At 62.1% G+C, this 26,352-nt stretch carries 23 protein-coding genes and 1 tRNA gene; 15 read left to right on the top strand and 9 right to left on the bottom strand.

Going from position 1 to position 26,352, the window contains the following annotated elements; genetic code table 11:
• Positions 1 to 386 precede the first annotated feature (386 nt).
• A complete protein-coding gene (locus MHAR_RS03235) occupies positions 387 to 3,146 on the top strand; it encodes an NB-ARC domain-containing protein (protein WP_228369600.1) in 2,760 nt (919 codons plus the stop codon).
• A gap of 131 nt (positions 3,147 to 3,277) precedes the next feature.
• Here the strand turns inward: MHAR_RS03235 and MHAR_RS03230 are convergent, their stop codons facing one another.
• Positions 3,278 to 4,675: a cache domain-containing protein gene (locus MHAR_RS03230; protein WP_048144790.1), complete on the bottom strand. Its 1,398-nt coding sequence runs from the start codon at positions 4,673 to 4,675 to the stop codon at positions 3,278 to 3,280.
• 285 nt (positions 4,676 to 4,960) lie between these two features.
• On the opposite strand from MHAR_RS03230, the gene mscL reads away from it, so the two are divergent.
• The 3 genes from mscL to MHAR_RS03215 all read left to right on the top strand — a co-directional run bounded on the left by mscL (position 4,961) and on the right by MHAR_RS03215 (position 7,508).
• Complete coding sequence (gene mscL, locus MHAR_RS03225; protein ID WP_048144789.1) at positions 4,961 to 5,392, top strand: large conductance mechanosensitive channel protein MscL; 432 nt, start codon at positions 4,961 to 4,963, stop codon at positions 5,390 to 5,392.
• A gap of 341 nt (positions 5,393 to 5,733) precedes the next feature.
• A complete protein-coding gene (locus tag MHAR_RS03220) occupies positions 5,734 to 5,922 on the top strand; it encodes a symporter small accessory protein (RefSeq protein ID WP_014586185.1) in 189 nt (62 codons plus the stop codon).
• A complete protein-coding gene (locus MHAR_RS03215; protein ID WP_048144788.1) occupies positions 5,922 to 7,508 on the top strand; it encodes a sodium:solute symporter family protein in 1,587 nt (528 codons plus the stop codon). The genes MHAR_RS03220 and MHAR_RS03215 overlap by 1 nt, the downstream gene beginning before the upstream one ends.
• 43 nt (positions 7,509 to 7,551) lie before the next feature.
• Here the strand turns inward: MHAR_RS03215 and MHAR_RS03210 are convergent, their stop codons facing one another.
• The 3 genes from MHAR_RS03210 to MHAR_RS03200 form a co-directional block, all read right to left on the bottom strand.
• Entirely contained in the window at positions 7,552 to 7,980 is a 429-nt protein-coding gene (locus tag MHAR_RS03210; protein WP_014586183.1) for a PaaI family thioesterase, read from the bottom strand.
• Positions 7,981 to 8,037: 57 nt separating this feature from the next.
• Positions 8,038 to 8,475, bottom strand: coding sequence for a DUF4870 domain-containing protein (locus MHAR_RS03205; RefSeq protein ID WP_014586182.1), 438 nt, complete (start codon positions 8,473 to 8,475; stop codon positions 8,038 to 8,040).
• A 96-nt stretch (positions 8,476 to 8,571) separates the two neighbouring features.
• Positions 8,572 to 9,312 carry a class I SAM-dependent methyltransferase gene (locus tag MHAR_RS03200; RefSeq protein ID WP_052300980.1) on the bottom strand — a complete coding sequence of 247 codons (741 nt, stop codon included), beginning with the start codon at positions 9,310 to 9,312 and terminating at the stop codon, positions 8,572 to 8,574.
• 164 nt (positions 9,313 to 9,476) lie between these two features.
• Between MHAR_RS03200 and MHAR_RS03195 the strand changes: the two genes are divergently transcribed.
• Positions 9,477 to 10,418 carry a hypothetical protein gene (locus MHAR_RS03195; RefSeq protein WP_048144306.1) on the top strand — a complete coding sequence of 314 codons (942 nt, stop codon included), beginning with the start codon at positions 9,477 to 9,479 and terminating at the stop codon, positions 10,416 to 10,418.
• Entirely contained in the window at positions 10,409 to 12,361 is a 1,953-nt protein-coding gene (locus MHAR_RS03190) for a hypothetical protein (RefSeq protein ID WP_014586179.1), read from the top strand. Before MHAR_RS03195 ends, MHAR_RS03190 begins: the two co-directional genes overlap by 10 nt.
• 259 nt (positions 12,362 to 12,620) lie before the next feature.
• Here the strand turns inward: MHAR_RS03190 and MHAR_RS14030 are convergent, their stop codons facing one another.
• Positions 12,621 to 12,752 carry a hypothetical protein gene (locus MHAR_RS14030; protein WP_266335537.1) on the bottom strand — a complete coding sequence of 44 codons (132 nt, stop codon included), beginning with the start codon at positions 12,750 to 12,752 and terminating at the stop codon, positions 12,621 to 12,623.
• An 88-nt stretch (positions 12,753 to 12,840) separates the two neighbouring features.
• On the opposite strand from MHAR_RS14030, the gene MHAR_RS03185 reads away from it, so the two are divergent.
• The 4 genes from MHAR_RS03185 to uvrA all read left to right on the top strand — a co-directional run bounded on the left by MHAR_RS03185 (position 12,841) and on the right by uvrA (position 17,162).
• The gene (locus MHAR_RS03185; RefSeq protein WP_014586178.1) at positions 12,841 to 13,041 is read left to right on the top strand and encodes an AtpZ/AtpI family protein; all 201 of its coding nucleotides are present in this window, start codon (positions 12,841 to 12,843) and stop codon (positions 13,039 to 13,041) included.
• Between the two features lie 43 nt (positions 13,042 to 13,084).
• A complete protein-coding gene (locus tag MHAR_RS03180; protein ID WP_143763251.1) occupies positions 13,085 to 13,609 on the top strand; it encodes a hypothetical protein in 525 nt (174 codons plus the stop codon).
• 108 nt (positions 13,610 to 13,717) lie between these two features.
• Positions 13,718 to 13,999 (top strand): nucleotidyltransferase family protein, encoded by a 282-nt coding sequence (locus tag MHAR_RS03175; RefSeq protein WP_014586176.1) that lies wholly within the window; start codon positions 13,718 to 13,720, stop codon positions 13,997 to 13,999.
• 229 nt (positions 14,000 to 14,228) lie between these two features.
• Positions 14,229 to 17,162, top strand: coding sequence for an excinuclease ABC subunit UvrA (uvrA, locus tag MHAR_RS03170; protein ID WP_014586175.1), 2,934 nt, complete (start codon positions 14,229 to 14,231; stop codon positions 17,160 to 17,162).
• A gap of 64 nt (positions 17,163 to 17,226) precedes the next feature.
• Here uvrA and MHAR_RS03165 read toward each other — a convergent pair whose 3' ends face one another.
• The 4 genes from MHAR_RS03165 to coaBC are packed head-to-tail and all read right to left on the bottom strand — an operon-like array spanning position 17,227 to position 20,645.
• Positions 17,227 to 17,814, bottom strand: a complete 588-nt coding sequence (locus MHAR_RS03165; protein ID WP_014586174.1) for a hypothetical protein — start codon at positions 17,812 to 17,814, stop codon at positions 17,227 to 17,229.
• A 44-nt stretch (positions 17,815 to 17,858) separates the two neighbouring features.
• A complete protein-coding gene (locus tag MHAR_RS03160; RefSeq protein WP_048144305.1) occupies positions 17,859 to 18,623 on the bottom strand; it encodes a 4-phosphopantoate--beta-alanine ligase in 765 nt (254 codons plus the stop codon).
• Positions 18,616 to 19,446 (bottom strand): pantoate kinase, encoded by an 831-nt coding sequence (locus MHAR_RS03155; RefSeq protein WP_014586172.1) that lies wholly within the window; start codon positions 19,444 to 19,446, stop codon positions 18,616 to 18,618. The genes MHAR_RS03160 and MHAR_RS03155 overlap by 8 nt, the downstream gene beginning before the upstream one ends.
• Positions 19,443 to 20,645, bottom strand: a complete 1,203-nt coding sequence (gene coaBC, locus MHAR_RS03150; RefSeq protein ID WP_014586171.1) for a bifunctional phosphopantothenoylcysteine decarboxylase/phosphopantothenate--cysteine ligase CoaBC — start codon at positions 20,643 to 20,645, stop codon at positions 19,443 to 19,445. Before coaBC ends, MHAR_RS03155 begins: the two co-directional genes overlap by 4 nt.
• 100 nt (positions 20,646 to 20,745) lie before the next feature.
• Here coaBC and MHAR_RS03145 point away from each other — a divergent pair.
• The 5 genes from MHAR_RS03145 to MHAR_RS03125 all read left to right on the top strand — a co-directional run bounded on the left by MHAR_RS03145 (position 20,746) and on the right by MHAR_RS03125 (position 26,330).
• Positions 20,746 to 20,852, top strand: a tRNA-Met gene (locus MHAR_RS03145).
• Between the two features lie 219 nt (positions 20,853 to 21,071).
• Positions 21,072 to 23,444 (top strand): CoB-CoM heterodisulfide reductase HdrA2, encoded by a 2,373-nt coding sequence (hdrA2, locus tag MHAR_RS03140; RefSeq protein ID WP_014586170.1) that lies wholly within the window; start codon positions 21,072 to 21,074, stop codon positions 23,442 to 23,444.
• Complete coding sequence (locus MHAR_RS03135; protein ID WP_014586169.1) at positions 23,444 to 24,790, top strand: 4Fe-4S binding protein; 1,347 nt, start codon at positions 23,444 to 23,446, stop codon at positions 24,788 to 24,790. The genes hdrA2 and MHAR_RS03135 overlap by 1 nt, the downstream gene beginning before the upstream one ends.
• Positions 24,787 to 25,446 carry a 4Fe-4S dicluster domain-containing protein gene (locus tag MHAR_RS03130; protein WP_014586168.1) on the top strand — a complete coding sequence of 220 codons (660 nt, stop codon included), beginning with the start codon at positions 24,787 to 24,789 and terminating at the stop codon, positions 25,444 to 25,446. Before MHAR_RS03135 ends, MHAR_RS03130 begins: the two co-directional genes overlap by 4 nt.
• On the top strand, positions 25,443 to 26,330 hold the full coding sequence (locus tag MHAR_RS03125; protein ID WP_014586167.1) for a CoB--CoM heterodisulfide reductase iron-sulfur subunit B family protein: 888 nt from the start codon (positions 25,443 to 25,445) through the stop codon (positions 26,328 to 26,330). The genes MHAR_RS03130 and MHAR_RS03125 overlap by 4 nt, the downstream gene beginning before the upstream one ends.
• Positions 26,331 to 26,352 lie beyond the last annotated feature (22 nt).

Below are 26,352 nucleotides of genomic sequence, written 5' to 3'. Positions count from 1 at the left end.
CCAGCGATGAGCCGGCGATCATAGACAGCAAGCCCTCATCCCAAGCCGAGGAGATCGAAGCTGGAGACGATGGGCAGAATGGGAGTATGGTATCGGATATCGTCAAAAGCATTTCCAGCGGTTATTTGAATATTTTTGGTTATGATATTTCTTATGAAATAATTGCAGTAATAATTGCGATTCTAACAGCAGCGCTCGCTCTGATCGAATGGACATACCACATGCTGAGTAAAATTAAAGATAAAATTGTAGGATGGCTAAGAAAGAAGACTAGTGGGGACGAATCCGACAGGAGCAAGCCAAAAACCAAGATTATCAACGTCCCGGAGCTGCCGCCCCACTTCCTGCCCCGTCCTGACGATCTCGATAAGATAAAGGACTTGATATTGGCCAAAGCCGACGAACCAGTGGTGGTCACCGGAGCATCCAAGGTCGGATTGCATGGCATGGGCGGGATAGGAAAGTCGGTGATGGCAGCGGCGGTGGCCCGTGATGAGGAGACGCAGCGGGCCTTTCCCGACGGTATCCTGTGGCTGACCTTGGGCATAAATCCTAAGCTCCTCCAGAGGCAGTCCGACCTAGCGGTGATGCTGGGGGACGTCCCCCATGCCTTCAACGATATCCAGGAGGGCAAATCTCATCTCAGCAGCCTTCTGGCCGATAAGGTCTGTCTTATAATATTGGACGACGTCTGGAACGTCGAGCACGTCGAAGGGTTCAACATCCTGGGATCGGGCTCCAAGATGCTGATCACCACCCGGGACGCGAAGATAATCACAGCCCTCGACGCCCAGGAGCACAGGCTGGGCGTTTTGGACGACGACGAAGCTCTGTCGCTCCTGGCAAAGTGGACCGGCCAATCCAAAGAAGAGCTGCCTTCTCTGGCCCTCGAAGTGGCAAAGGAGTGCGGGAACCTCCCTCTGGCACTGGCCATGGTGGGAGCTATGGTCAAGGGGATGCCGGATCTATGGACAGTCGCGCTGGAGAGGCTACAAAACGCCGATCTGGAGAAGATCAGAGAGCAGTTCCCGGATTATCCCTATCCAGACCTCTTGAAGGCCATTCAAGTCAGCGTGGATGCGCTGGAGCCGGAGTTTCGGGCCCGATACCTCGATCTGGCCGTATTTCCAGAGGATATCCCCATCCCGGAGGCAGCGCTCCAGACTTTCTGGGAAGGAAAAGAGTTCACTCCTCCCGAGGTGATCAAGCTCCTGGTCGATCGGTCGCTGCTTCTGAGGGACGACGAAGGCCGCCTCAGCCTCCACGACCTCACGTTCGACTACGTGAGAAAGCAGGCTGGAGACCTGAAGACTCTCCACGACCAACTTCTGGAGTCATATAGTGCGAAGTATTTAAATAATAGTAGATCCCCCAGTGCCTGGGCCGAAGGCCCCAAAGACGGCTACTTCTTCCAGCATCTTGCCCGCCATCTGAAAGAGGCGGGGCAGGAAGATGAGCTGCGGGCTCTTCTCTTCGATTTCAATTGGATCAAGGCGAAGCTCGCGGCCACAGACGTCCCCTCCCTTCTGGTGGACTACGATCTTCTCACCGATCCTGATGCGGTCCTTGTTCGAGATGCTCTCCGGCTTTCGGCTCACGTCATCTCCGTCGACAAAGCTCAGCTCGCAAGCCAGATCTTGGGCCGTCTGATGGCTCTGCCCTCCTCCTCGATACAGGCATTGCTCGATGGGGCAGGGGAGAAAGGAGACGAACCCTGGATCCGCCCCCTGACCCCGAACCTGATGCCGCCGGGAACCCCCCTCCTCCGCACCCTGAAAGGCCATTCCAGTTGGGTCAACGCGGTGGCGGTCAGCCCTGACGGTCGGAGGGCAGTATCGGCATCATACGATAACACCCTCAAGGTCTGGGACCTGGAACGGGGCGAGGAGATAAGGACCCTGAAAGGCCATTCCAATTGGGTCAGTGCAGTGGCAGTCAGCCCCGACGGGCGGAGGGCGTTATCGGGATCATACGATAACACCCTCAAGGTCTGGGACCTGGAACGGGGCGAGGAGATAAGGACCCTGAAAGGCCATTACGGTTGGGTCAGTGCGGTAGCGGTCAGCCCGGACGGTAGGAGGGCGGTATCGGGATCATACGATAACACCCTCAAGGTCTGGGACCTGGAAAAGGGCGAGGAGATACTGACCCTGAAAGGTCATTCAGCTTCGGTCAGAGCAGTGGCAGTAACCCCAGACGGTCGAAAAGCTGTATCTGCTTCCGGTGATCAGACCCTCAAGGTGTGGGACCTGGAAAAGGGCGAGGAGATACTGACCCTGAAAGGTCATTCAGCTTCGGTCAGTGCGGTGGCAGTAACCCCGGACGGTCGAAAAGCTGTATCTGCTTCCGGTGATCAGACCCTCAAGGTGTGGGACCTGGAAAAGGGCGAGGAGATACGGACCCTGAAAGGTCATTCAGCTTCGGTCAGAGCGGTGGCAGTGACCCCAGACGGTCGAAAAGCTGTATCTTCTTCCGGTGATCAGACCCTCAAGGTATGGGACCTCGAGCGGGGAGAAGAGCTGCGGACCCTGAAAGGTCATTCAAATTGGGTCAACGCGGTGGCGGTGACCCCCGATGGTCGAAAAGCTGTATCTTCTTCCGGTGATAAGACCCTCAAGGTATGGGACCTCGAGCGGGGAGAAGAGCTGCAGACCCTGAAAGGTCATTCAGCTTCAGTCAGCGCGGTGGCTTTGACCCCCGACGGTCGAAAAGCTGTATCTTCTTCCGGTGATAAAACCCTCAAGGTGTGGGACCTGGAAAAGGGCGAGGAGATACGGACCCTGAAAGGTCATTCAGCTTCGGTCAGTGCGGTGGCGGTGACCCCCGACGGTCGAAAAGCGATATCGGCTTGCGATGATCGGACCCTCAAGGTGTGGGACCTCGAGAGGGGAGAAGAGCTGCGGACCCTGAAAGGTCATTCAGACTGGGTCAACGCTGTAGTGGTGACCCCAGACGGTCAAAAAACGGTATCTGCTTCCGATGATCAGACCCTCAAGGTATGGGACCTGGGGAAGGGCGAAGTCATCGCCACCTTCACCGCCGACGGTCCGATCCTTTGCTGCGCCATAGCGCCCGATGGCGCCACCATTGTAGCCGGCGAGTCGTCGGGGAGAATCCACCTACTCCGGCTGGAGAATGCTGATTAAATTCGCAAATCCCATCTCATTAAAAAAATGGTGTGTATAAGAAAGCACCTATTGAAACTTCCAAGGAAAAAATAAGGTCCTCACCTTTGACGCCGAGAAGGTGGGCCTCAGATCCGACGTTTTTTCCTATCTCACGCTTTTGTCGCCCTCTCCTCATCCCTGAGGTAGATCCCTGCCCCCAGCCACCAGCCGTCGTCGACCTTCGTCACGTAGCTCGTCTTCGGCTCCTCCCCGCCGGTGAGGGGGTTGGTCCAGAGGTACTCGAAGAAGCCGCTCCCGTCTTCGGCGATGGCTCTCATCTCCCGGTTGATGCGGACCCCTTCTGAGTTCTGAAGGTCGAGGCGGTTGGTCCCGACCGCTGAGGGGAGGAAGGGGAGGGCGAGGCTCGTACCGTTGAAATCTGCGGCGAAGATGTAGACGTCTCCCCGCACAAAGGGCCCCTGGAGGTCCATGAAGTCCTTCGTCGCGAGATCCCTGCCAAAGATCCGGGCGAAGGAGGCCGCAGCCTCGACGAAGGCCGCCAGCTCCTCTTTCGTTGCTGGTGGCTGATAGGACGAAGATGCGCCTTCGGCTCCGAGTTGGTCGCCCTCAGCCGGATAGATCCCCGAGCCGAGCCACCAGTCGTCGTCGACGGCCCTCACGTACCCGAGCTTGATGGCGGGGGTCGTATCCCTCGCCGGATCGAGATACATGTAGTAGACGAGGCCCGTTCCGTCTATAGCCACCTCTCTTATGCCGCCCAGACCGGTTTCAACGGAGGGATCCATGGCGAACCCGTAGATATCCAGCCCCCCCCGTCGGACCTTCCCCACCAGATCCGGCTGGAAGGGGTGGGCTAGGACCCGGTTCTCGTCGAAGTCGTAGGCGAAGAGGTACTGGTTGCCGTCTACAAAGCTGCCGTTCCTGTCGTTGAACGCCTCAAGAGCCCTCTTTCTCTCGTTCTCCCGGGCGTAATCGACCGCCCCGTCGACGAACCTCACCAGATCGAGGCGAGCATCGGCGCTGAAGACCGCCGAAACGTCCGATAGCCAGACTCCAGTTCCGAGCCACCAGTCGTCGTCGACCCTGGCGATGTAGGAGAGCTTCAGCTCGGGGCTGTCGTGGTGGAGGGGGTTGGGCCTGACGTAGTAGGCGAAGCCACCGCCCTGGGAGGCCAGCCGATTGAGGTTCTGGACGAAGAGAAACCCGTTCTCATCCCTGAGGTCGATCTGGTTTTTGCCCACCGACCCCGGCCTGAAGGGTTGGGCTAGACAGGTGCCGTTGGAGTCGTAGGCGAAGACGTAGCGGAGGTCTCCGACGACGAACTGGCCCCTGGGGTCGTTGAACTCCTCCAGGGCCCTCTCCCGGCCGTTCTCCCGGACGTACTCGAGGGCCCGGTCTGCAAACTCCACGAGGCTCCGGGACTCTTCGGGGAGGTCCGTCAGGTCCATCCCGCCGACCTCCCCCGCCTCCGCCGACGGAAGGGGAGCGGCTCCGGCCGAGAGGACCGCCATCACAAGAAAGGTGAAGGATAAAGATCTGGCCTGCATGAAGGTGCTTACGATTTCGGCGTATATCAATAATCCGGATCTTCTCCCGCCTCGAGGGTGCGGGGCCGAAGACTCAGCCTTTTTTCCTCTTCAGTTGAGGGGCGATCTTTAAGGCATTTCTCATACTAATTTTAATTGTATTCCAGGGCTGGTCCGGCCGAGCCGAGGGGTTAATTCGGCCTGGATGGGGAGACGGCGACGATGAATACGCTTATATGGCAACAGATCCAATAACCTTTGCGGAGACAATTTGATCAGCTTTTCAGAAGGTGAACGAATATGGGAATGATTAAAGAGTTCAAGGAATTTGCCATGAAGGGGAACGTCCTGGACATGGCTATCGGCATCATCCTGGGATTGGCCTTCGGAAAGATCGTAACCTCCCTCGTCAACGACATAATCATGCCGCCGGTGGGGATGCTCCTGGGAGGAGTCGACTTCACAAACCTCTTCATATCCCTCTCCGGAACCTCCTACGCCACCCTCGCCGAGGCTCAGGCGGCCGGGGCGCCCACCATAAACTACGGCCTCTTCATCAACACCATCATCGACTTTCTGATCGTCGCCTTCGTCATATTCCTGATGGTGAGGCAGGTGAACAAGATGAAGAGGAAAGAGGAGGCAGCACCCCCGAACACCAAGGAATGCCCCTACTGCAAGGAGACGATCCCCCTGGCCGCAACCCGCTGCTCCCACTGCACCTCGGAGCTCAGCTGAGGATCTTGAGGACCGGACCTGTGGGAGCGGTTCTGGGGAACGGCTGATCCGTGGGTTGGCCCCCCATCCCCCGGCCGGCAAAATATTTTTTTCACCCCCCCATCTCCCCAGGGGATGGGGGATGGGGAGCGTTTCAAAGATCGTGGATGGGGACGGCAGGCAATTGGAGGCTCAATTAGAGCCGGGACCATCATACCCCCGCCCCAGGATCCATTCCGTCTCGATAGAAATTTATACGAAAGTTCATAATGTTCGATCGTTATCTTTAATAACGTGGTAGTATGAAACGTGCTATCACTTAAACGAGAGAGATCTTCGAGCTTTCGGTATTTGGTGATACCATGTTGGGCATAAACGATCCGTGGATCCTGGGGGTCTATCTCCTATCCGTTCTGAGCGCTCTCCTCTGCGTGGCCTACGGCCTCGCCAACTGGAACAGAGGGCAGGAGACGGAAGCCGAGGAAATTCGTGAGGAATGTTCCTGGGAGAAGGGGGAAGCTAGAATGGACGATAAGGAGCTGGGGCTTTGATAGACATAGTATATCTCAACATACTGGTTCTCGTCTACATTCTGGCGGTGGGGTACCTGGGGTATAAGGGATGGAGGGAGACCTGCAACTCCGAGGATTATATGGTAGGCGGAAGGAAGATCCACCCCTACGTCATGGCCATGAGCTACGGTGCGACCTTCATCAGCACCTCCGCCATCGTCGGCTTCGGCGGCACCGCAGGCCTCTTCGGTATGGGGCTATTATGGCTCACCTTCCTGAACATCTTCGTCGGGATATTCATCGCCTTTGTCGTATTCGGCAAAAGGACGAGGAAGATGGGCTACAACCTCTCGGCTATGACCTTCCCGGAGCTTCTGGCGAGGAGATTTGAGAGCAGGTTCATCCAGTACTTCAGCGGCCTTGTGATCTTCGTCGGGATGCCGATGTACGCCTCTGTCGTCCTGATCGGGGCCGCAAGGTTCATCGAGACGACCCTGGCCATTGATTTCAACCTCGCCCTTATGCTCTTCTCCCTCATCATAGCCGCATACGTCGTCATCGGCGGCCTCAAGGGCGTAATGTACACCGACGCCTTCCAGGCGACGATAATGTTCGTTGGGATGGCCTTCCTCCTGGTGATGACCTATAGCCATCTCGGAGGGATCACACAAGCCCACCAGGCTCTGACGAACCTCGCGGCCCTCGTCCCCGCAAACCTCGCCGCCATGGGACATCTGGGCTGGACGGCTATGCCGGCCGCCGGGTCCGCATGGTGGTGGACCCTCGTATCTACCCTCGTCCTCGGCGTTGGCATCGGGGTTCTGGCGATGCCCCAGCTCGTCGTCAGGTTCATGACGGTGAAGTCGGGCAGGGAGCTGAACAGGGCGGTCCTCATCGGCGGGGTCTTCATCCTGATGATGACGGGGGTCGCCTTCGTCGTCGGTGCCCTCTCCAACGTCTACTTCTTCGAGAGGGACGGCGTCATAGCTATAGCTGCAGCCGCTGGAAACTCCGACAGCATCATCCCCGTCTATATAAACACGGCTATGCCCAGCTGGTTCGTCTACATCTTCATGCTCACCCTCCTTGCAGCGGCGATGTCGACCTTGAGCTCCCAGTTCCACGCCCAGGGGACGGCGATCGGTAGGGACGTCTACGAGACCGTCGTCGGGACGAGGGGCGGTCGGTCGATCCTGATAACCCGGATCGGGATCATCATCGCCGTGGTGGTGGCCGTCATCCTGGGATACTTCCTCCCCCCCAGCATCATAGCTCCCGGTACGGCGATCTTCTTCGGCCTCTGCGCCGCCGCCTTCCTCCCCATGTATACCTGCGCCCTTTTCTGGAAGAGGGCGACCCGGGCCGGAGCGATCGCTGGCCTCGTCACCGGGACCGTCGTCAGCCTCTTCTGGCTGGTCTTCGTCCATCAGAAGGAGGCGGTTCCCCTGGGGATCGCCAAGATGATCCTGGGAAGGGACGTCCTAATAACATCGATGCCCTGGCCCGTCGTCGACCCGATCGTGGTGGCCCTGCCCCTCGCCTTCGTAGCGACCGTCGTCGTCAGCCTCGCAACGAAGCCTCCTGAATCCGAGCACCTCGATAGGTGCTTTGAGGGGATCAAGTGATCCCCTCCCAAATCAAATAAATTCAAATGAGGAATAAATAGGGCTAGAGCTCCTCGCCCTTGACGTAAGCCGTCCCCAGAGCCATCGCCACGATCCGGCCGGCCTCGCCCTTGACGCGGATTTCGAAGTTGGAGATCCTCCCCTCTCGCTTGATCTCCTTCGCCTCCGCCCGGAGGATCTCCCGGGGTGAGGGGGGGGCGACGAAGGTGATCTGGACGTTGAGGGCGAGGGCGACGCTCCCCCGGGAGTTTCCGGCGGCTCCGAAGGCCTCGTCGACGAGGGAGAAGAGGGCTCCGCCATGGGTCATCCCCAGGAGGTCCTCCATCTCCTCGGTGCAGTCCATCTCCGTCACCGCCCAGCCGGGGCCGAGATCCACAAGCCTTATCCCGAGGATCCGGGAGTAGGGCTCCCTCGCCACCCGCTCCCTTATCCCATCCAACGGGTCCTCCAAAGTCATCCCCTCTTCGACCATCCAGAACCGATCTCCATTCGACCAACCGCTCTCGGGACCCCTCCGCCCTCACCTACCCTATCTAACCCCCCTTATGGTGAGGGGATAACGATAAGCTTCGCCGTTGCTCGCCCTGATCGCCGCTATGATGGCGAAGATGACGGAGAAGGCCAGCAGGCCGAAGATGAGGAGGAAGCCCAAGATCATGGCGAAGGGCATGGCCATCGGGTTCCAGAAGTCGATCATCCCGGGATGAGCGGCGGGCCAGAAGAAGGCGATGGACCCGACCGACAGGAAGACCAGGATCCCCGCCAGGACCCAGTAGAGGGTGACGGAGAGCTGGAAGTTGAGGGCCTCCTTCCCCTGGTCGTCGACGAAGGTGTGCTGGTTTCTCTTGACGAGCCAGACCACCAGAGGCCCCAGGACGTTCCCCAGGGGGACCCCCAGGAGCATCAAGAGGGCGCTCAGATGGCAGAGGGTAGCCCAGGTCCGGGCGTCCCTGTCCTCTTCGATCATGATAAAATCCTCCCTAGAAATTAATATCCCTGGATATACTAAGATCTTGCGGCAGCGGCTCGAATCGAGGCACGGCGGGGTCTGGACGAAACCATTTCATCGCCGCCCTTCCTTGACGCAGAGATAGCTGGCGATGAACCCCGCCCGATAATCGGCCCTCTCGATGGAGAAGCCCGCCCTCTCGATCATCCCCTCCATCATCCAGCCGATGGTGGAGTGCTCGTCTCTGATGTGGACCAGGATGTCCCGGGGCGTCCCCTCGCCGCCCATCTCCGCCATCCGCGATAGGTAGCGGTCGAAGAAGCCCTCGTAGCCGGCGGCATCGAAGGAGTAGATGACGTCCCGGATGAAGAGCTTTCCCGCAGGCTTCAGCATCCCTGCTATCCGGATCAACGCCACCTGCTTCCAGAAGTCGGGGAGGTGATGAAGGGCGAACTGGGTCACGACGGCGTCAAGGGGCTCGCCCTGGTGCTGGTAGGTGAGAAAGCCGCCCCTGACGTACTCGATACGATCGAGGTCCCCGGCCCCCCCCTCCCGGAGCCTCTCTTCCGCCTTCTCGCGGGCGTACCTCAGCATCGGCTTTGAGACGTCCGCGGCGATCACCCAGGAGCACCGGCCCACGGCAGCGATGGGAAACTCGCCGGTGCCGCACCCAAGCTCCAGGACCGTCGCCTCCGGCGAGAGGTCGAGAAGGTCGAGGACCTCCCCGACCTCCTTTGCCACGTCCCTGATCTTCGCCATCCTCTGATCGTAGATCCGGATCTCGGAGACGTCATCGTAGTCGGTCCCTATCTGTTTGGTCTCGTCGTAAAGCCAGGCTGGTCTATCTCCCATCATCTTCCTCCTTCGGTATGCCGTCGTTATCGAAAAGAAATAAAGCCATGGTATATCCATAACTTCTTGCGGTGGAGATTTAGAGAGAGGATCTTGATCGAGGGGTAGACATGTGTAAAGACGTCGGCGGAGGATGGAAAAGTATTCGAGTCGCGATTCTCATTTCTTTGGCAGCGGCTCTTTTGGGCCAGGCGGCAACTCCTGGGATGGCGGATGAGGAGCCGAAAGTCCCCGATTGGATCGAGGAGATAAATCCGTCAGACTACGTCCTCCTGGACTCTGACCTCCCCGCCGACCTGCACGTCGCGGGCGATATAAGCGCCGAGGCCCGGGCCGCCGAGGCGGCGGTCATGAGGGACGGGAAGGCCGACGTGGAGAGGTTCGCCTTCGTCGAGGTCCACGAGAACATCTGCAGGCCCGACCCGGAGGAGGTCTACGACTGCATCGGCGGAAACTACCTCCTCTCCGTCTACGTCTACGAGACCGCGGCTCAGGCCAGGGCCGCCTGGGAGAAGACGATGGTGGACGTCTATGGCGAGATCCCTCCTCCAGAGGGGTTCGAATACGTCTCGAACGTCATCGATCCCCTCGACAGCCGATTCGGCGGCGAGGGGGCTTGCGCCGGCCCCTACATCTGGTACAGGAACCTGGCATGCACCATCTTCGGGAGCCATGACGAGAACGACAGGAAGATCGCCTCCCTCTGGCTGGACAAGGTCTCGAGGACGAAGCCTGCGGTCCAGGTGAACCTGAGGATGAGGGAGGACCTGAGCCTGATCATGGGCTACCAATACCATGGATCCTTCCTGGGGGGCGAGAACTACAGGCCTCTTCAAGAGAAATCCGCCGGCGAGCAGGCGGTCCAGGCCCAGGTATTCAACGCCGGAGATGAGGTGGCCGAGAACGTCTACATCCAGTTCTACCTCCAGATGCCCGGCGAAGAGCGCTCGAAGCTCGGCGACCCCGTACCGGTGGGGAGCGTCCCGCCGGGAGGGGGACGGGCCGCTTCGATCTACTGGGACCTCGGAGGAGAGAACGTGGAGGGCGCGGTCCTGGGCGCCCAGGCCTACGTCCCCGGAGCCGTCGACGTCGACTGGATTTGTTTCTAATTCATCTTCAACAAGTTTTATTCGCCCAGGCCTACGTCCCCGGAGCCGTCGACGTCGACCCCGACGACGACTTCATCTCCATCACCGTCAACGTCTACTACGCCTCCAACGGGGAGCGGGCCTACAGCGCCGTCGACGATGCCTACGGCTTCAGAAACTACAACTTCAACGAGAGCAAGACCGAGGAGCTGGCCGAGGAGCTGATCGCCACCGTCGCCGCCGGCATCCCAACCTCCCTGGAGAAGGAGCTCTGGCTCCGCCTCTTCTTCCCCACCACCTACACGCGCCTCTGGAATTACTTCAACGAGAGCTATATGCTGGGGGCTGGGGGCCACTGTTACGGGATGGCCGCCACCTCCGCCCTCTACTTCTCCGATCCGTCCCTGCGGCCGGTATCGAAGAAGACTCATCAGATGTCTTTTGAGGAGGCGAGCCAGAATATAGACATCTACCACCGCGCCCAGATGGTCCCGGTGATGAGGTCGATCCTCTCGGACGCGAACCTCTACTTCGATAGAGGTTACGGATCGAGCAGCAGCGAGAGCCAGGCCAGGACCTACGAAGCTGTAAAGCGCTCCCTGAAAGAGGATCGGAGACCTCTGATCATCAGCTTCCGGGGGAATAAACCGGACGGGAATGGTACCTGGGGCCACGCCGTCCTCGCCTACAAGCTGGTGGAGGTGGAGGGGAAGGACTACAAGCAGGTCTACATCTACGACTCAAACACCCTTGCGCAAGATCTGGATAGTCTGAATAAGCCGATGCCCGTGGCCCTCCTCTGGCTTGACGGCTTCCTCTACTACTCCGTTCAGAGCGGTGGACAAAAGTATGGGTCCAGGGACCCCACCAAGATCGCCGCAAACCCCGTCTTCAGGACTATGCCCCCGGAGGAGGCGGGCACCCTCCTCCCGGGTCTAAAGGAGATGGCGAAAAGCTGGATCGAGGCCCTAAAGAAGGAGGGGGGATTCGCGGCGGCGGTCCGATGTCCTGCCGACGCCGTCTTTACCGACCCCGCGGGGCGAAGGGTGGGGACCGTCGGCGGCCGGGTCATAAACGAGATCCCGGGGGCAGAGGTCCTATCGTCGGGGGAGGTGGAGATCTACCTCCTCCCGATGGACCTCGCATACAGCCTGGAGATCTCGGGGACCGGCGCCGGCCTCGTGGACCTCGACCTCATCGCTCCCATTGGAGAGGCTTCAGCGAAGGTCGTTTCATTCACGAACGTCTCCATTGGATCCGGCGCGAAGCTGACAGCTGAGATCGCCGAGGGTGGAGAGATCGAGTATCTGAAATCCGGAACTTCGACCATCAATCGGAGCCTTGCTGGAACCCTGGATCTGAGCGCAGATGAGGAGGGCGATGAGACAACCCTTGGCAACAGAATAGGTGTCGAGGCTGAAGATGGAGCGGGAGACGGATCAGAGGCTGACCGGACTTCAGAGCAGGAGCTGATCTTCGAGCGAAATACCCTCGGCTCCGTCCAGAACGGCCCCACCAGCCCCACCACCTTCGCCGTCGACCGGGAGTGGACGGTCACCGAGATCAAGACCTACCACTGGAACTATGGCCAGGGCAGGGCGCCGGGGATGATCGGCCTCCAGGACGAAAGGGGGATGGTGTTGGGGATGTGGCCCGCCTCGGGGCTGCCGGGTTCGGGCGGCGTCCCCGACGCCTACTGGACGGCGCGGCCGAACATGGCCATCGGGCCCGGCGATTATATGATCCTAGACTCAGACCCCGCCACCTGGTCCCAGAACTCGGATACGGGAGGCGAGGGGGTCGCCTGGGTCTACGGGGTCTCGTCCGAGGCCGCAGGCGAGGGGGCCGAGGAGCCGACGGCCTCAGGTGACGAAACCGGCTGGGAGCTGCCGGGATACGGCGAGATCCTCGTCGACGGACCACCCGGCGGTTGGGAGGGGGTGGTTCCCGGCGGGGCGATATAAGAGATATTTATAGAATTATCGCTGGCCGATGATCCGCTGAACCCTCGAACTCCGGGACCTGGACCAATCAAGAACTTCGAAGATGGCGTGGTTATCATAGAGGATCTGGAGCTCCGAGATGGACCCCCTCAAGACCCTAAAGTAGCACGAGAGAGATCAAGAGCCGGTTCAGCGTCCGAAAGATCGGCATCTTCGGCTCCAACGCCGGGGGCGATCGCCGAGATATACGGCCCGATCGATCCGGCGGCAACCGGTGGCCTCAGAATAAGAAGACGTAGACGAGGAGGAACGCCACAATCGCCACCAGCAGTACTGCGGAGAGTATGGTGTACCTCCAGCGGAGATAGGGGTTCTGCTGGAGCGCCTCCCGGAGGGCCTCGTTTCGCTTCATACCATATCGCTGCTAGGGAATATTAGATAAATGTGGCGAACGATTTGGGTCATGACCGGATCATTGAAGAAGAGATGGACCGTCCGAGATGAAGATAGAGAACCTAGACCAGGCGTTCAAGGCCGCCTCTGCCGGCATCGAGATGGCGATCTCGATACTGATCGGTAGCGTCGTCGGATACGTCGGCGGCAGATTCTTCGACGAAGGCTCCGGCTACATCGGCCTCGTCATCGGAGCGGTCCTGGGGCTCATTTCAGGGACGTACAACCTCTACAGAAGGTACAGGTAAGTCGAAAGAAGCCGCTGCTAATGCTCCAATGATCAACTGCCTTTTGGCAAACTTAAATTCGATTCCGTTTGATTTTGTTGCCCGTCAAAAAATTGGAGGGGAGAACTTCAACTACTTCATCCTCAAGCAGCTCCCCGTCATTCCGCCCGACCGCTACACCCCTGAGATCCTCGACTTCATCGTCCCGAGGGTGGTGGAGCTGACCTACACCGCCTGGGACCTTCTCCCCTTCGCAGAGGACGTGCTGAAGGAGGTGGGGGAGGAGGCCTGGAGGAGGTGGTTCCCGGAGAATCCCCTGGACGGCGAGGGGAGACCTGCGCCCTTCCGCTGGGACGAGGAGAGGCGGGCGGCCCTCAGGGCCGATCTCGACGGTTTGTATGGCCACCTCTACCAGCTCGACCGGGAGGACCTCGACCAGATCCTCGAGACCTTCCCCATCGTCAAGAGGAAAGACGAGGCGAAGTACGGCGAGTTTCGCACGAAGAGGCTGGTCCTGGAGGCCTTTGGAAGATTGAAGGAAGATCAAAGCATATCAATAAATCATCACGAGATAGCACCTTCTCTCTGAGGCAGCGCGATTTAATACCTATAATACCTATATTACCGATCGAAGATACTATTTAGACTATCTAGACTATCTTCACAAGCAGCTTAACGAAGCTTCTGGAGCCCCGAGATGGACCCCCTCGAGACCCTAAAGGAGAACGAGAGAGAGATTAAGAGCCGGTTCAGCGTGCGAAAGATCGGCATCTTCGGCTCCAACGCCGGGGGCGAGGGACGGGAGACGAGCGACATCGACGTCCTGGTGGAGTTTGAGGAGCCGACCTTCCGAAACTTCATGGGCCTCGTCTTCTTTTTAGAGGAGCTGTTTGGAAGAGAAGTCGATCTGGTGACGACCCGAGGGCTCAGCCCCTACATCCGTCCCGCCGTAGAGAAAGAGGTGGTCTGGTCTAAATAAAGACGGCCAGCTCCTAATACCCTGAGTGATCCCGGACCTATCCCGAACCTATTTTCTCAACCCAAATCCCCCCCTTTCCGCCCAGATATTCCATATCGAGCGGGGCTTCCCAGCTCTTTGATGGATGGATGGAAGAGAGCTGGAAGGGAGAGCTGCCGGAGCCGCCCGAAAACTATTAACCCCATCCTCGCCCTAGCCATGACCTTCAATAGCCAAGCGAGATTCCGAGATGAAATCGATCGTCATAAAAGGTGCAAGAGAGCACAACTTAAAAGACATCACCATCGAGCTTCCGCGAGACCGGCTGATCGTCATCACCGGGGTCTCCGGCTCGGGGAAGTCGACCCTCGCCTTCGACACCATCTACGCCGAGGGGCAGCGCCGCTACGTCGAGTCCCTCTCGGCCTACGCCCGCCAGTTCCTCGGCCAGATGAACAAGCCCGACGTCGACTCCATCGAGGGGCTCTCCCCGGCGATCTCCATCGAGCAGAAGACTACCTCGAAGAACCCCCGGTCCACCGTCGGGACGGTCACCGAGATCTACGACTACCTGAGGCTCCTCTTCGCCCGGATCGGCGTCCCCCACTGCCCCGTCCACGGCGTCAGGATCGAGGCGAGCTCCCCGGAGAGGATCGCCGACCGGATCGTCGAGGCGGCCGAAAGGGGCGCCGCCAGAGCCGCTTCCGATGCCGAGATGGGAGAGGAGGAGTCGGGGGAGGAGATGGAAGGGGGGGCGGGAGGTGGGATGGTCACCGTCCTCGCGCCGATAATCCGGCAGAAGAAGGGAACCTACGGCCAGCTCTTAAAAGACCTCGACTACGAGGGCTTCGCCCGGGTCCGGGTCGACGGCCTGATCCAGAGGACCGACGAGGAGGTCGACCTCGACCGGTATCGAAAGCACGACATAGAGGTGGTCATAGACCGGCTCGACCCCCGGGAGGAGAGGTCGAGGCTCGTCGAGGCGGTCGAGGCCGCCCTGGAGAGGGGCGGTGGCCTCCTCATCGTGGTGGGCACCGACGGCGAGGATCGGATCTACTCCTCGAAGATGGCCTGCCCCCTCTGCGGGATCGTCTTCGAGGAGCTCCAGCCCCGGACCTTCTCCTTCAACAGCCCCTTCGGAGCCTGCGAGGCCTGCAACGGCCTTGGGATCAAGATGGAGTTCGACCCCAGCCTCATCATACCCGACCCGGAGATCTCCATAGCCGACGGTGCCGTCGCCCTCTACCACAACCACGTCGACGGCTGGAGGGGCCAGCACCTCGCCGCCGTCGCAAAGCACTTCGGCTTCAGCATCTTCACCCCCATCAAGGATCTGACCGAGGAGCAGCGGTCCTCCCTCCTCTACGGCTCCCGAGAGAAGATCAGGTTCGATATGTCGATGAAGAATGGGGACGCTTACTGGTCCCACCACGGCCACTGGGAGGGGCTCATCCCCCAGTCGGAGCGGCTCTACCACCAGACCAGCTCCGAGTACCGGCGGGAGGAGCTGGAGAGGTTCATGAAGGTCCTCCCATGCCCGAGGTGCGGGGGCAAGAGGCTCAAAGAGAAGGTCCTGGCGGTGAAGGTCGCCGGGATGTCCATCGCCGAGGTCGCCGATCTATCGATATCCGAGAGCCTCGCCCTCTTCGACGGCCTCGCCCTCTCCGAGAGGGAGGAGGAGATCGCCCGACAGGTCCTGAAGGAGATAAGGTCGCGCCTCGGCTTCCTCGAGCACGTCGGCCTCTCTTACCTCACCCTCTCCCGGAGCGCTGGGACCCTATCGGGGGGCGAGGCCCAGAGGATCAGGCTCGCCACCCAGATCGGGTCTAACCTGATGGGGGTCCTCTACGTCCTCGACGAGCCCTCCATCGGCCTCCACCAGAGGGACAACGCCCGGCTGATCGAGACCCTGAAGAAGCTCCGGGACCTGGGGAACACCCTCATCGTCGTCGAGCACGACGAGGAGACGATCCGGGCCGCCGACCACGTGGTGGACATGGGCCCCGGCGCCGGGATCCACGGGGGGTGGGTCGTCGCCGAGGGGACCCCCGAGGAGGTGGAGGCGGACCCGGAATCCCTGACGGGGATGTACCTCTCCGGCGAAAGACGGATCGAGACCCCTCCGGCGAGGAGGCGGAGCGATAAGTTCGTCCGGATCACCGGCTGCAGAGAGAACAACCTCAAGAACCTCTCCGCCAGGATCCCCATCGGGGTCTTCACCGTCGTCACCGGCGTCTCCGGCTCCGGGAAGTCCACCCTCATCTACGACACCCTCTACCGGGCTCTTATGAAGAAGATCTATCGGTCGACCGAGACCCCCGGCCTCCACGACCGCCTCTCCTTCGACTCGGAGATCGATAAAGTGATCGTCATCGACCAGAGCCCCATCGGGAGGACCCCCCGGTCGAACCCCGCCACCTACACCAAGGTCTTCGACCCCATCCGGCAGGCCTTCTCCGGGACGAAGGAGGCCCGGGTCCGGGGCTACAAGCCCGGCCGGTTCTCCTTCAACCTCAAGGGAGGGCGGTGCGAGGCCTGCCAGGGGGACGGCCTGATCAAGATCGAGATGAACTTCCTCCCGGACGTCTACGTCGAGTGCGAGGAGTGCAAGGGGACGAGGTACAACGCCGAGACCCTGGAGGTGAAGTACCGGGATAGGTCCATCGCCGAGGTCCTGGAGATGACGGTGGAGGAGGCGAGGGAGCATTTCAAGAACGTCCCGGCGATCAGAAGCAAGCTCGACACCCTGATGGGGGTCGGCCTCGGCTACATCAAGCTCGGCCAGTCCTCCACCACCCTATCCGGTGGCGAGGCCCAGAGGATCAAGCTGACGAGGGAGCTCTCCAAGAAGGCGACGGGGAGGACGATCTACCTCCTCGACGAGCCGACGACGGGGCTCCACTTCGAGGACGTCTCGAAGCTGATCGGGGTTTTGAACGACCTCGTCGACCGGGGGAACACCGTCGTCGTCATCGAGCACAACCTGGACGTCATCAAGGCCGCAGACTACGTCATCGACCTAGGCCCCGAGGGGGGGAACGCCGGCGGCCGGATCGTCGCCGAGGGGACCCCCGAGGAGGTGGCGGCCGTCCCGGAGAGCATCACCGGCAGGTTCCTGAAGGAGAAGGTCTCCCGCCGGGGCGGCCCCTCCGGAGCGGAGGCTGGAAGGTCGGAGACGGTCTGATCTTTCCCGCAGAACCGAAGCCTTAGATCAGCTCTTCGCCATCTTTGGCGGTTCAAGAACCCCGTCAGAACCAGACGGCGATCGCCCTGATCTCCGAGACCCGCCACTGGCCGGGGCCGAAGGTCCCCCCCTGGCTCCTCTTGAAGACGTCCTTCGTCTGGGGATCGATGAGGGTCATCTCGATCCCGCTGTGGAGGGGATCGCCGTCCTTCCGGCACCCTCCGGCCTCGTTCCCGGTGCTCGGGCCCGTCCGGCTGGAGAAGCCCTCCTCGGCGTACTCCGCCAGGTCGTCGCTGATGACGCAGTCGTCGAGGCCTGCGGGGTCCTTCGGCCCCGGATCGGCGAAGAGCTCGTCGAAGGTGACGACCCCCACCACGTCCCGGGGCTGGGGGCTTTTTAGCCTCACCATCCCGCAGGCGGACCGGCTCTCCATCTCCTTGAAGGCGTACCAGAGCCGCCGGGCCTGGTGATCCGTCTCCCCCCGATCTCCGTTCACCGATCCGGGACCGAAGGACTGGACGAGCTCCCAGACCTCCGAGAGGGAGAGGGCCAGGTAGCAGCGATCGCTCGGGTAGATCGACTCGAAGGGGGCGCTGGTGGCGGCGTGGACCGATTCCAGAAGCTCTCGGGGGGATAGGACCCTCTTGGGCATGGCCGGAGGTTAATCAACCCGGGTATAAAATATTTTGGTGGGGATCACTCCTCGAAGGTGGAGAACTGGCGGGAGAGGTGGGAGACCATCGCCTCCACCGACCGGCGGAGGACGGCCCTGTTGTCGTAGCTGGCGACGATCTCCCGAAGCTCGGCCTCCCTCTGGCCCCCCATCTCCCCCACCAGGGAGATCAGGTTCGGGAGAGCCCGGACGACGTTGTCGACGATCGTCACCGTCGAGGTCCTGGCGGTCCGAGAGAGGGGGTTCAGATCGACGGTGACGACCCGCTTTCCCATCCTCACCAGGGCCTCGCACCTGTCCCCGTCCTCCAGGGGGACGAAGACGACGTCAGCGTCGAAGATCCCGCCCCTCGACGCCTTCCCCCGGGCGTGGTCGAGGCCGGGTACCGAGGCGTCGGGGGTCTCGCCGAAGACCTCCTCGGCGCCGAAGGACCGGAGGTGGTCGGCTATCCTCCGGACCCGCTCCTCGGTCCTGTAGAATATGTTCACCTCCAGGGGCGCTCCAATCTTTCTCGCGAGATCGACCATCTCCCGGGGAACGAGGGCGGCGGCGTTCCCGTTGACGCTGAGGACCGGCCTCTCCGCCAGGAGGAGGAGGGCCGCCGCCGCCCGCTCCGCCTCCTCGGCGGGAGGGGTCGTCACCTCGCCGAGGAGGTAGTCGAGGGCCTCGCCCCTACCTTGCGCGATGAGGCCGTTCAGGCCGGTGATCCCCCTCTCGACCCCCTCCACCAACTTCTCCCGGGTCAGGAGGGAGGCGTACCTCGGATGGGATGGGGGGACGTCACTCAAGAGAGGCACCCCCAAGGCTCACCCTCGCTCTGATCACATCACCAAACTCCGCCAAGGCGTCCCCTCCGTTGAGGGCGAAGATCGCATCCCCCAGCATCACCATGCTGGCCATTCCTCCCCGGGACTCCACCGCTTCGACGGCGTCCTCCATCCATCCCCGGGCGAGCCCCGCCCTTCGGGCGAACTCCCAGGAGAGGGTGACGAACCTCTCCAGGGTCGGCCTCTTCAGAAGCTCCCGGAGGGCCCGCTCCCCCTCCCGGTTCACCCCCCTCATCGTCCCGGCGTCCGAGAGGACCTCCTTCGTCGAGAGGGGGCCTCTCACCAGAAGCTCCACCTCCAGGGGCGGGACCGGGATCCTGTCGACGACCCCCAGCCCCGGAGCCCCCGGGGAGAGCCGGACCACCAGGCCGCCGGTGTTCTGGGCCAGGACGTCCCCCAGGCCGGTCCCGGAGGCGACCTCCGCCACGTGGGCGGCCTCGCCGACGGCGTTGGCGGTGAGGCCGAGGCCGAAGGCCCCGTTGATGGCGTAGGCAGAGCTGAGGGCCCCCGCCCCGCTCGCCCCGAAGCCGGAACCCAGGGGCATAGAGAGCTCCGTCTCCACCCGGACGGGGGACGGGGCCAGGGTATCGACGACCCTCCTCGTCACCGGCGCCTCCGAGACCACCCCGTTGAGGAGGACGGCCGTCTCCTCCGACCTAGATACGGTGGTGGCGGCCGAAAGGTCCAGGTTCAGGCCGCCGCCGACGGAGCCCGCCAGCCTCGGGTCGGGATCGGGGCGGGCGGCGAAGAATCCCGTGATGTGGGCGGGGGCGGAGGCTCTCATGATAGCTCCCCCGCCAGGGCGTCGACGACGGCTTCCGCGATCTCCCTCTTCTTTCCGGCGACCTCGGCGACCCTCCCCGACCGGGAGAGGATCAGGACCCGGTTATCCTCCGTCCCCATCCCTCCCCTTCCGACATCGTTTCCGACGACGATGTCGAGGCGGTTCTTCTCCATCGACTCCCGGGCCCGAAAGATCAGCTCCTCGTCGGATAGGAAGGTCTCGGCCTTGAAACCCACCATCTTGATCTCGGGGTGGCTCGCCCTGACGGCGGCGATGATCTTCGAGGTCGGCCTCAGCCGGAGGACCAGCTCCCCCCCGGACTTTATCTTATCGGCGGAAGGGTCGCGGGTGTAGTCGGAGACGGCAGCGGCGGCGACGATGGCGTCGTAGCCGCCACCCTCCAGCTCCGCCAGGACCGCCCGGAGCATATCCTCGGCGCTCTCGACGTACACCTCCTTCAGGGGGAGGCCGAGGCGGCCTCGATGGACGAGGGTCACCTCGGCTCCGCGCCTCCGCGCCTCCAGGGCGATCTCCGCGCCCGTCTTCCCCGAGGCCCGGTTCGTCAGAATCCGGATGGGATCAACCCTCTCGGCGGTGGCGCCCCCCGTCACCAGGACCCTCCTCCCGGCGAGGTCGTTGGGTCCGAGGAGCCTCTCGACCTCCAGGACCACCGTCCTGCTCTCGGCGATCTTCGCCTTCTCCTCCTCGATCCGGGGGTCGAGGACGACGACCCCCATCGACCGGAGGGCCTCCAGGTTACTCATGACGGCGGGGTGGCGGTACATCGCCTCGTGCATGGCGGGGACGACGACGACGGGGACGCCGGAGCCGAGGGCGGTGGTGGCGTAGGTGGTGACGGGGGTGTCGTCGATGCCCCAGGCGATCTTTCCTATGGTGTTGGCGGTGGCCGGAGCGATCAGGAGGAGGTCGGCCCTCCCTCCGACGCCGCAGAACTCGACGTGCTCGACCCTCCCCGTGATCCTCGTCACCACGGGGTTTCCGCTCGCATACTCCAGGGCGTGAGGGTGGAGGATCTCTGTGGCAGCTCCGCTCATGACGGAGTGGACAGCCGCCCCCCGCCGGATCAGGTCGCGGGCGAGGTCGACGGTCCTCACCGCGGCGATGGACCCCGTCACCGCGAGGACGATCAACTTCCCCGATAGGGAATCGCTCACCGTGCAGGATATGGTCGAAGTCATCTCGGTCAGCCGCCCATATCCAGCCCCCCTTAGAAATAGGTTCTCCCTCGGCGGATGAGCACAACGTTTATCTAACAAATCACCCTAGGGGATCTGCTGTGCCGGGGTGGCCTAGCTGGTTAGGGCGCCAGACTCATAGGGAACGAAAATGAGGCGCTCGTCTCCTGAGGCATCTGGAAGTCACGGGTTCGGATCCCGTTCCCGGCACCTAACTTTTACCATCCTGCCACCGGGCAAGGGTACTCGCCTATGGGTGGAGGATAGGCGGAGAAAAAAACCGTCATTTTCGATTTTCAAACCTCACGTGGCCGGTTCGACGCCGGAGATGGAGAGAAATCCCGATACAATTTGGCAGATTCGCCCCCTTCGACCTTAACAGGTACCTTTAAGTCGATGGATTCCGAATGATTAACCGGAGTCCTGTCGATGCGAATTGGAGTTTACATCTGTCACTGTGGCCTGAACATTGCAGGGGTTCTGGAGCCCTCCGCCCTCGCCGAGTTCGCCAAAACCCTCCCTGGGGTCGAGGTCGCCCGGGACCTCCAGTTCACCTGCTCTGATACGGGCCAGGATATGATCAAGGAGGACATCGCAGAGCATAAGCTGGAGAGCATCGTCGTCGCCGCCTGCTCGCCTCGGCTCCACGAGCCGACCTTCCGGCGGGTGATCTCCGAGGCGGGGATCAACCCCTTCATGCTGGAGATGGCGAACATCCGGGAGCAGTGCTCGTGGGTCCACATGGACGAGCCCCCCCAGGCCCAGGAGAAAGCAAAAGACCTGATCCGGATGGCGGTGGCGAAGGCGGCCCTCCTAAACCCCCTCCAGGGGGAGACGATGCCCGTCAGCCGGGAGGTGCTGGTCATCGGTGGAGGCGTAGCCGGGATCCAGGCTTCTCTCGATCTGGCCGACTGCGGCCTCTCCGTCCACCTCGTCGAGAGGAGGCCGACGATCGGGGGTTACATGGCCCTCCTCACCGACGTCTTTCCGACGAACGACTGCTCCATCTGCGTCCTCGCGCCGAAGATGACCGACGTCTACAACCACCCCCTCATCGACCTCGTCACCTACGCCGAGATCCTCAACATCGAGGGGTCTGTCGGAAGGTTCACCGTCTCCGGGGTCAGGAAGGCGCGGTTCGTCGACGAGAAGCTCTGCAAGGGCTGCCTCAACGAGTGCGCCGGGGTCTGTCCCGTGGAGGTCCCCGACGACTACGAGTTCGGCCTCGGCAAAAGAAAGGCGATCTACATGCCGATACCCCAGGCGGTCCCCCTCGTCGCCTGCATCGATCCCTCGGCCTGCATCGGCTGCGGCCTCTGCGCCGAGGCCTGCCCCGTCGACGCCGTCAAGTACGACCAGAGGCAGGAGGAGTTCAGGTTCGACGTCGGCGCCATCATCGTCGCCACCGGCTGGCAGTCCTTCGACCCCGCCAGAAAGGAGGAGTACGGCTACGGCAGGTATAGAGACGTCATATCCGCCCTCCAGGTCGAGAGGCTCCTCAACGCCGCAGGGCCGACCGGCGGCGAGGTGGTGCGGCCATCGACGGGGGAGGTCGCGAAGTCCGTCGCCTTCCTCCAGTGCGTCGGCTCCCGGGACGAGACGGTCGGAAACGCCTACTGCTCCCGGGTCTGCTGCATGTACGCCCTCAAGAACGCCCAGCTGATCAAGGAGAAGTATCCCGAGACGGAGGTCTCGATCCACTACATCGACCTCCGGGCGGGGGGCGAGGGGTACGAGGAGTTCTACATGCGGGCCCAGCGGCTCGGGATCAACTTCATCCGGGGCCGGGTCTCCGAGGTGGAGGAGGTGGACGGGAGCCTTCGCGTCAACTACGAGGACACCCTCCTGGGCGGCTTCCGTTCGAAGCCCTACGACCTCGTCGTCCTCTCGGCGGGGCTCGAGCCGAATAAGGATGCCGACGTCGTCGGCAACCTCCTCGGCCTCGCAAAGCGCCCCGACGGCTTCTTCGAGATCGCCCACCCCAAGATGAGGCCGGTGGAGGCCCACATCGAGGGGGTCTTCATCGCCGGCTGCGCCTCGGGACCAAAGGAGATCCAGGTCTCCATCGCCCAGGGGGAGGCGGCGGCGGCGAAGGCGATGAGGCTTCTTGTTAGAGGAGAGCTCGCCCTCGACCCCGTCGTCGCCGTGGTGGACCAGGAGAAGTGCATAGGCTGCAAGCTCTGCGTCGATACCTGTCCGGGGAAGGCGATCTCCGTCAACGGGACCGCCCTCGTCGACGAGGCGGCCTGCAAGGGGTGCGGGACCTGCGCCGCCGCCTGCCCCGTCGACGCCATCGATATGACCCTCTTCTCCGACGAGCAGATCATGGCCCAGGTCCGGGCGGCGACGGCGGTCAAGGGGCAGTACCCCTTCATCGTCGGGTTCCTCTGCAACTGGTGCAGCTACGCCGGAGCGGATCTGGCCGGCACCTCCCGGATCCAGTATCCGACGAACATGAGGGCGATCCGGGTGATGTGCGCCGGGAGGGTCGACCCAGCCTTCGTCCTCGAGGCCCTGAAGGGGGGTGCCGACGGCGTTCTCATATCCGGCTGCCGCCTCGGCGAGTGCCACTACAACAAGGGGAACTACCAGGCCTACCAGCGGGTCCAGGTCCTCAGGGGGGTCCTGGAGAAGGTGGGGATCAACCCCGGGAGGGTCAAGATCATCTGGTGCGCCGCCAGTGAGGGCGAGATCCTGGCAAAAGAGGTCAGGAAGTTCGTCAGCGAGCTGAAGGAGATGGGGCCGGCGGGATCAGAGCTCGCTGCTCTCAGGCTCCCGAAGCCTGTAGGAGGCGGTTCCTGATGCCGATGGAGATCGAGAAGGAGATGGAGGTGGAGGGCTCCACCATAAGGTCGATCCAGAGGTCGGAGGACTCGGTGAAGGTCCTGGACTACGACTACAAGAAGTGCAACGGATGCGGGATCTGCGTCGCCCTCTGTCCGGTAAACGCCCTCCAGCTCGGCCCCGTCATCGAGATCGCCACCGGCCTCGACGCCCCTCCGGTCCTCATCGACCTCGACAAATGCGTCTTCTGCGGGATGTGCGCCGCCTTCTGCCCCGTCGACGCCTACAGGATGACCGCCAACGACCGGGACTACAAAGAGATGGAGGAGTACCCCCACCTCGTCTCCCGGGCCGAGCCGAACGAGAAGTGTCTTCCATGCGCCCTCTGCGAGCCGGTCTGTCCGACGGAGGCGATCACCGTCGTCTTCCGCCCGACGAGGGACGTCTTCGGCCCCCTCCGGGAGGAGGAGAGGGGGGAGGGGAAGGGGAAGATCGAGGTCGACCCCGAGAAGTGCAACCTCTGTGGGAAATGCGCCAAGTTCTGCGAGGCCTTCCTCCTCCAGGAGAAGGAGCCCACCCCCACCGACCTCGTCCCCTTCGAGCAGCTCCTCGTCGACGAGGAGCTCTGCGACCACTGCGGCCTCTGCGTCGGGATCTGCCCCGAGGAGGCGATCAAGGTCGAGGGCAATCCCCTGGAGCTGGAGGAGGAGTTTGTCTTCTCCGGGGAGATCGAGGTCGACCAGGATAAGTGCATCGGGTGCGGCAGGTGCCTCCTAGTCTGCCCCTACGACGCCATGGACGTCACCAAGCCCTTCGAGGGGGATATAAGGCTCGTCGAGCGGCAGCTGCCACTATGCGACCCCATGGGCTGCCACGCCTGCTTCAACGTCTGCCCCTCCGACTGCTGGTACGTCGGGGAGGACGGCAGGATAAAGGTGGAGAAGGATCAGTGCATCTTCTGCGGGGCCTGCGCCAACTCCTGCCACTGCTTCGCCGTGGAGGTGGACCGCTCGGCGGTGACCCACACCCCCGTCAAGGAGACGCCGTGGGCGGAGGAGTGGAAGGAGGCGATCTCCGCCATCACCACCAAGGTGAGGAGGAGGCCGGACCTCTCCGGGATCGTGCTGCCGCCGGAGATCGAGCGGGTCCCGATACCCGAGATCGAGGCGCCGGCGAGGGACCCAGACCTCCTCTCGAAGATCAACGAGGCTCTGGCTGGGGTCGAGGCGGTGATCAACAAGCCCAAGGTGAGGTTCGTCTGGGAGAGGGGCGGGATCGAGGAGGCGAGGGAGAAGATAGGCGAGAGGATCAGGAAGGCGAAAGCTGAGGCGGCAGCCGAGGCCGAAGGGGGTGATGAGAGATGACAAAGGAGGCTTCTAGCATTGCGGAGGCGGTGACGACGATGAAGACGACGGCGATCATGACGGCCGAGGGGGAGAAGTTTCGGGAGAGGGTCCTCGCCCTCGCCGGGGCCGAGGTGAAAACCTGCATCCAGTGCGGGACCTGCTCCGCGAGCTGCCCCACCGCCTCCCTGATGGACGTGCCCATACGAAAGCTCGTAAAGCTGGTCCTCGAAGGGGAGAAGGCTGCTGCCATGGCGAGCAGGTCGATATGGCTCTGCACCTCCTGCCTCCTCTGCACCGTCCGCTGCCCGAGGAAGATCAGGCCGATGGCGGTCGTCGCCGCCCTCAAGACGATCTACGAGGAGGAGGGCTTGAAGTGCAAGGACTCGGTCTTCGAGGGGATCTTCGCCCGCCAGATCCGCGACTATGGGAGGATATCGGAGTTCCTGCTGTCGGCGGAGTACATGATCCGTAGCCCCAGCTCGGCGGCGCAGATCATGGCCTTCGGCGCAGAGCTCGTCCCCAAGGGGAAGATCGAGCTCGGCTTTGAGGCGGCGAGGGGGGAGAGGATCGAGGGGACGGAGGAGATGAGGCGGATCTTCGAGCTTCTCGGCGACGACGGGAGGAAAGAAGGAAAGTCTGAGAAGGCCGGAGAAAAAGAGGAGGGAGAAAAATGAAGCTCGCCTACTACCCCGGATGCGTCGCCCGGTCGACGGGGAGGGAGTACGAGATATCGACCCTGGCGGTCTCCCGAGCCCTCGGCATAGAGCTATCGGAGATCGACGACTGGAACTGCTGCGGCGCCACCCACGTCTCGAACGAGGTCGTCTCGACGGCCCTGGCGGCGCGAAACCTGGTGAGGACGGAGCTTCCAGTGATGGCCTCCTGCTCCATCTGCTACAGCAGGCTCCGGGCGGCGATGATCCGCCTGAAGGACCGAAAACTGAGGGAGCGGGTGAACGAGGCCCTGGAGAAGAAGTACGAGGAAGAAAAGGAGGTCCTCCACGTCATCGAGATGATCACGAAAGCCCTCGCCGAGGCTGAGGACCCAGAAGACCTGGTCGTCCGGCCCCTCGCCGGCCTGAAGGCCGCCCCCTACTACGGCTGCCTCCTGACGAGGCCCGGCGGGGGGATCGACAGCCCCGAGAACCCCTCGATCCTCGAAGACCTGATCCGGACCCTGGGAGCGGAGCCTACGGACTTCAGATTAAAGATGAAGTGCTGCTGCGGCCCCATCTTCATGCCCGAGGAAGAGGCGGCCGCCGAGACCCTCATCCGGATCCTCCGGAACGCCAGGGCCTCCGGCGCCGACTTCGTAGTCGCGCTATGCCCGCTATGCCACCTGATGCTGGACGCCAACCAGCCGCTCCTGGAGAAGAAGTTCGGCGAAGAGATCAGCCTCCCCGTATTATACGTCACCCAGATGGCGGGGCTCGCCCTCGGCCTAGGCCCAGAAGAGCTGGGCCTATCGATGAACTCCGTATCGACGAGGCCGGTGCTGGAGAAGCTGGAGAAGATCGAGGGGAAGAAAGCTGAGGAGGAGGGGGCGGAGGTCTGCTGAGGCCGCCGCCCGAGTTTCGGGA

The sequence above is a fragment of the Methanothrix harundinacea 6Ac genome (assembly GCF_000235565.1).
GTDB classification, from domain to species: Archaea; Halobacteriota; Methanosarcinia; order Methanotrichales; family Methanotrichaceae; genus Methanocrinis; species Methanocrinis harundinaceus.
This window is presented reverse-complemented; position numbering and strand designations above follow the sequence as displayed.

What these genes read in the sequence shown, in the direction of transcription:
- MHAR_RS03205 (WP_014586182.1), bottom strand. Translation starts at nt 8,475, where the DNA reads ATGATCGAAGAGGACAGGGACGCCCGGACCTGGGCTACCCTCTGCCAT.
- coaBC (WP_014586171.1), bottom strand. Translation starts at nt 20,645, where the DNA reads ATGACTTCGACCATATCCTGCACGGTGAGCGATTCCCTATCGGGGAAG.
- MHAR_RS14030 (WP_266335537.1), bottom strand. Translation starts at nt 12,752, where the DNA reads ATGAAGCGAAACGAGGCCCTCCGGGAGGCGCTCCAGCAGAACCCCTAT.
- MHAR_RS03185 (WP_014586178.1), top strand. Translation starts at nt 12,841, where the DNA reads ATGAAGATAGAGAACCTAGACCAGGCGTTCAAGGCCGCCTCTGCCGGC.
- uvrA (WP_014586175.1), top strand. Translation starts at nt 14,229, where the DNA reads ATGAAATCGATCGTCATAAAAGGTGCAAGAGAGCACAACTTAAAAGAC.
- MHAR_RS03130 (WP_014586168.1), top strand. Translation starts at nt 24,787, where the DNA reads ATGACAAAGGAGGCTTCTAGCATTGCGGAGGCGGTGACGACGATGAAG.
- MHAR_RS03220 (WP_014586185.1), top strand. Translation starts at nt 5,734, where the DNA reads ATGTTGGGCATAAACGATCCGTGGATCCTGGGGGTCTATCTCCTATCC.
- MHAR_RS03135 (WP_014586169.1), top strand. Translation starts at nt 23,444, where the DNA reads ATGCCGATGGAGATCGAGAAGGAGATGGAGGTGGAGGGCTCCACCATA.
- MHAR_RS03165 (WP_014586174.1), bottom strand. Translation starts at nt 17,814, where the DNA reads ATGCCCAAGAGGGTCCTATCCCCCCGAGAGCTTCTGGAATCGGTCCAC.
- MHAR_RS03230 (WP_048144790.1), bottom strand. Translation starts at nt 4,675, where the DNA reads ATGCAGGCCAGATCTTTATCCTTCACCTTTCTTGTGATGGCGGTCCTC.
- MHAR_RS03175 (WP_014586176.1), top strand. Translation starts at nt 13,718, where the DNA reads ATGGACCCCCTCGAGACCCTAAAGGAGAACGAGAGAGAGATTAAGAGC.
- MHAR_RS03210 (WP_014586183.1), bottom strand. Translation starts at nt 7,980, where the DNA reads ATGGTCGAAGAGGGGATGACTTTGGAGGACCCGTTGGATGGGATAAGG.
- MHAR_RS03200 (WP_052300980.1), bottom strand. Translation starts at nt 9,312, where the DNA reads ATGATGGGAGATAGACCAGCCTGGCTTTACGACGAGACCAAACAGATA.
- mscL (WP_048144789.1), top strand. Translation starts at nt 4,961, where the DNA reads ATGATTAAAGAGTTCAAGGAATTTGCCATGAAGGGGAACGTCCTGGAC.
- MHAR_RS03125 (WP_014586167.1), top strand. Translation starts at nt 25,443, where the DNA reads ATGAAGCTCGCCTACTACCCCGGATGCGTCGCCCGGTCGACGGGGAGG.
- MHAR_RS03155 (WP_014586172.1), bottom strand. Translation starts at nt 19,446, where the DNA reads ATGAGAGCCTCCGCCCCCGCCCACATCACGGGATTCTTCGCCGCCCGC.
- hdrA2 (WP_014586170.1), top strand. Translation starts at nt 21,072, where the DNA reads ATGCGAATTGGAGTTTACATCTGTCACTGTGGCCTGAACATTGCAGGG.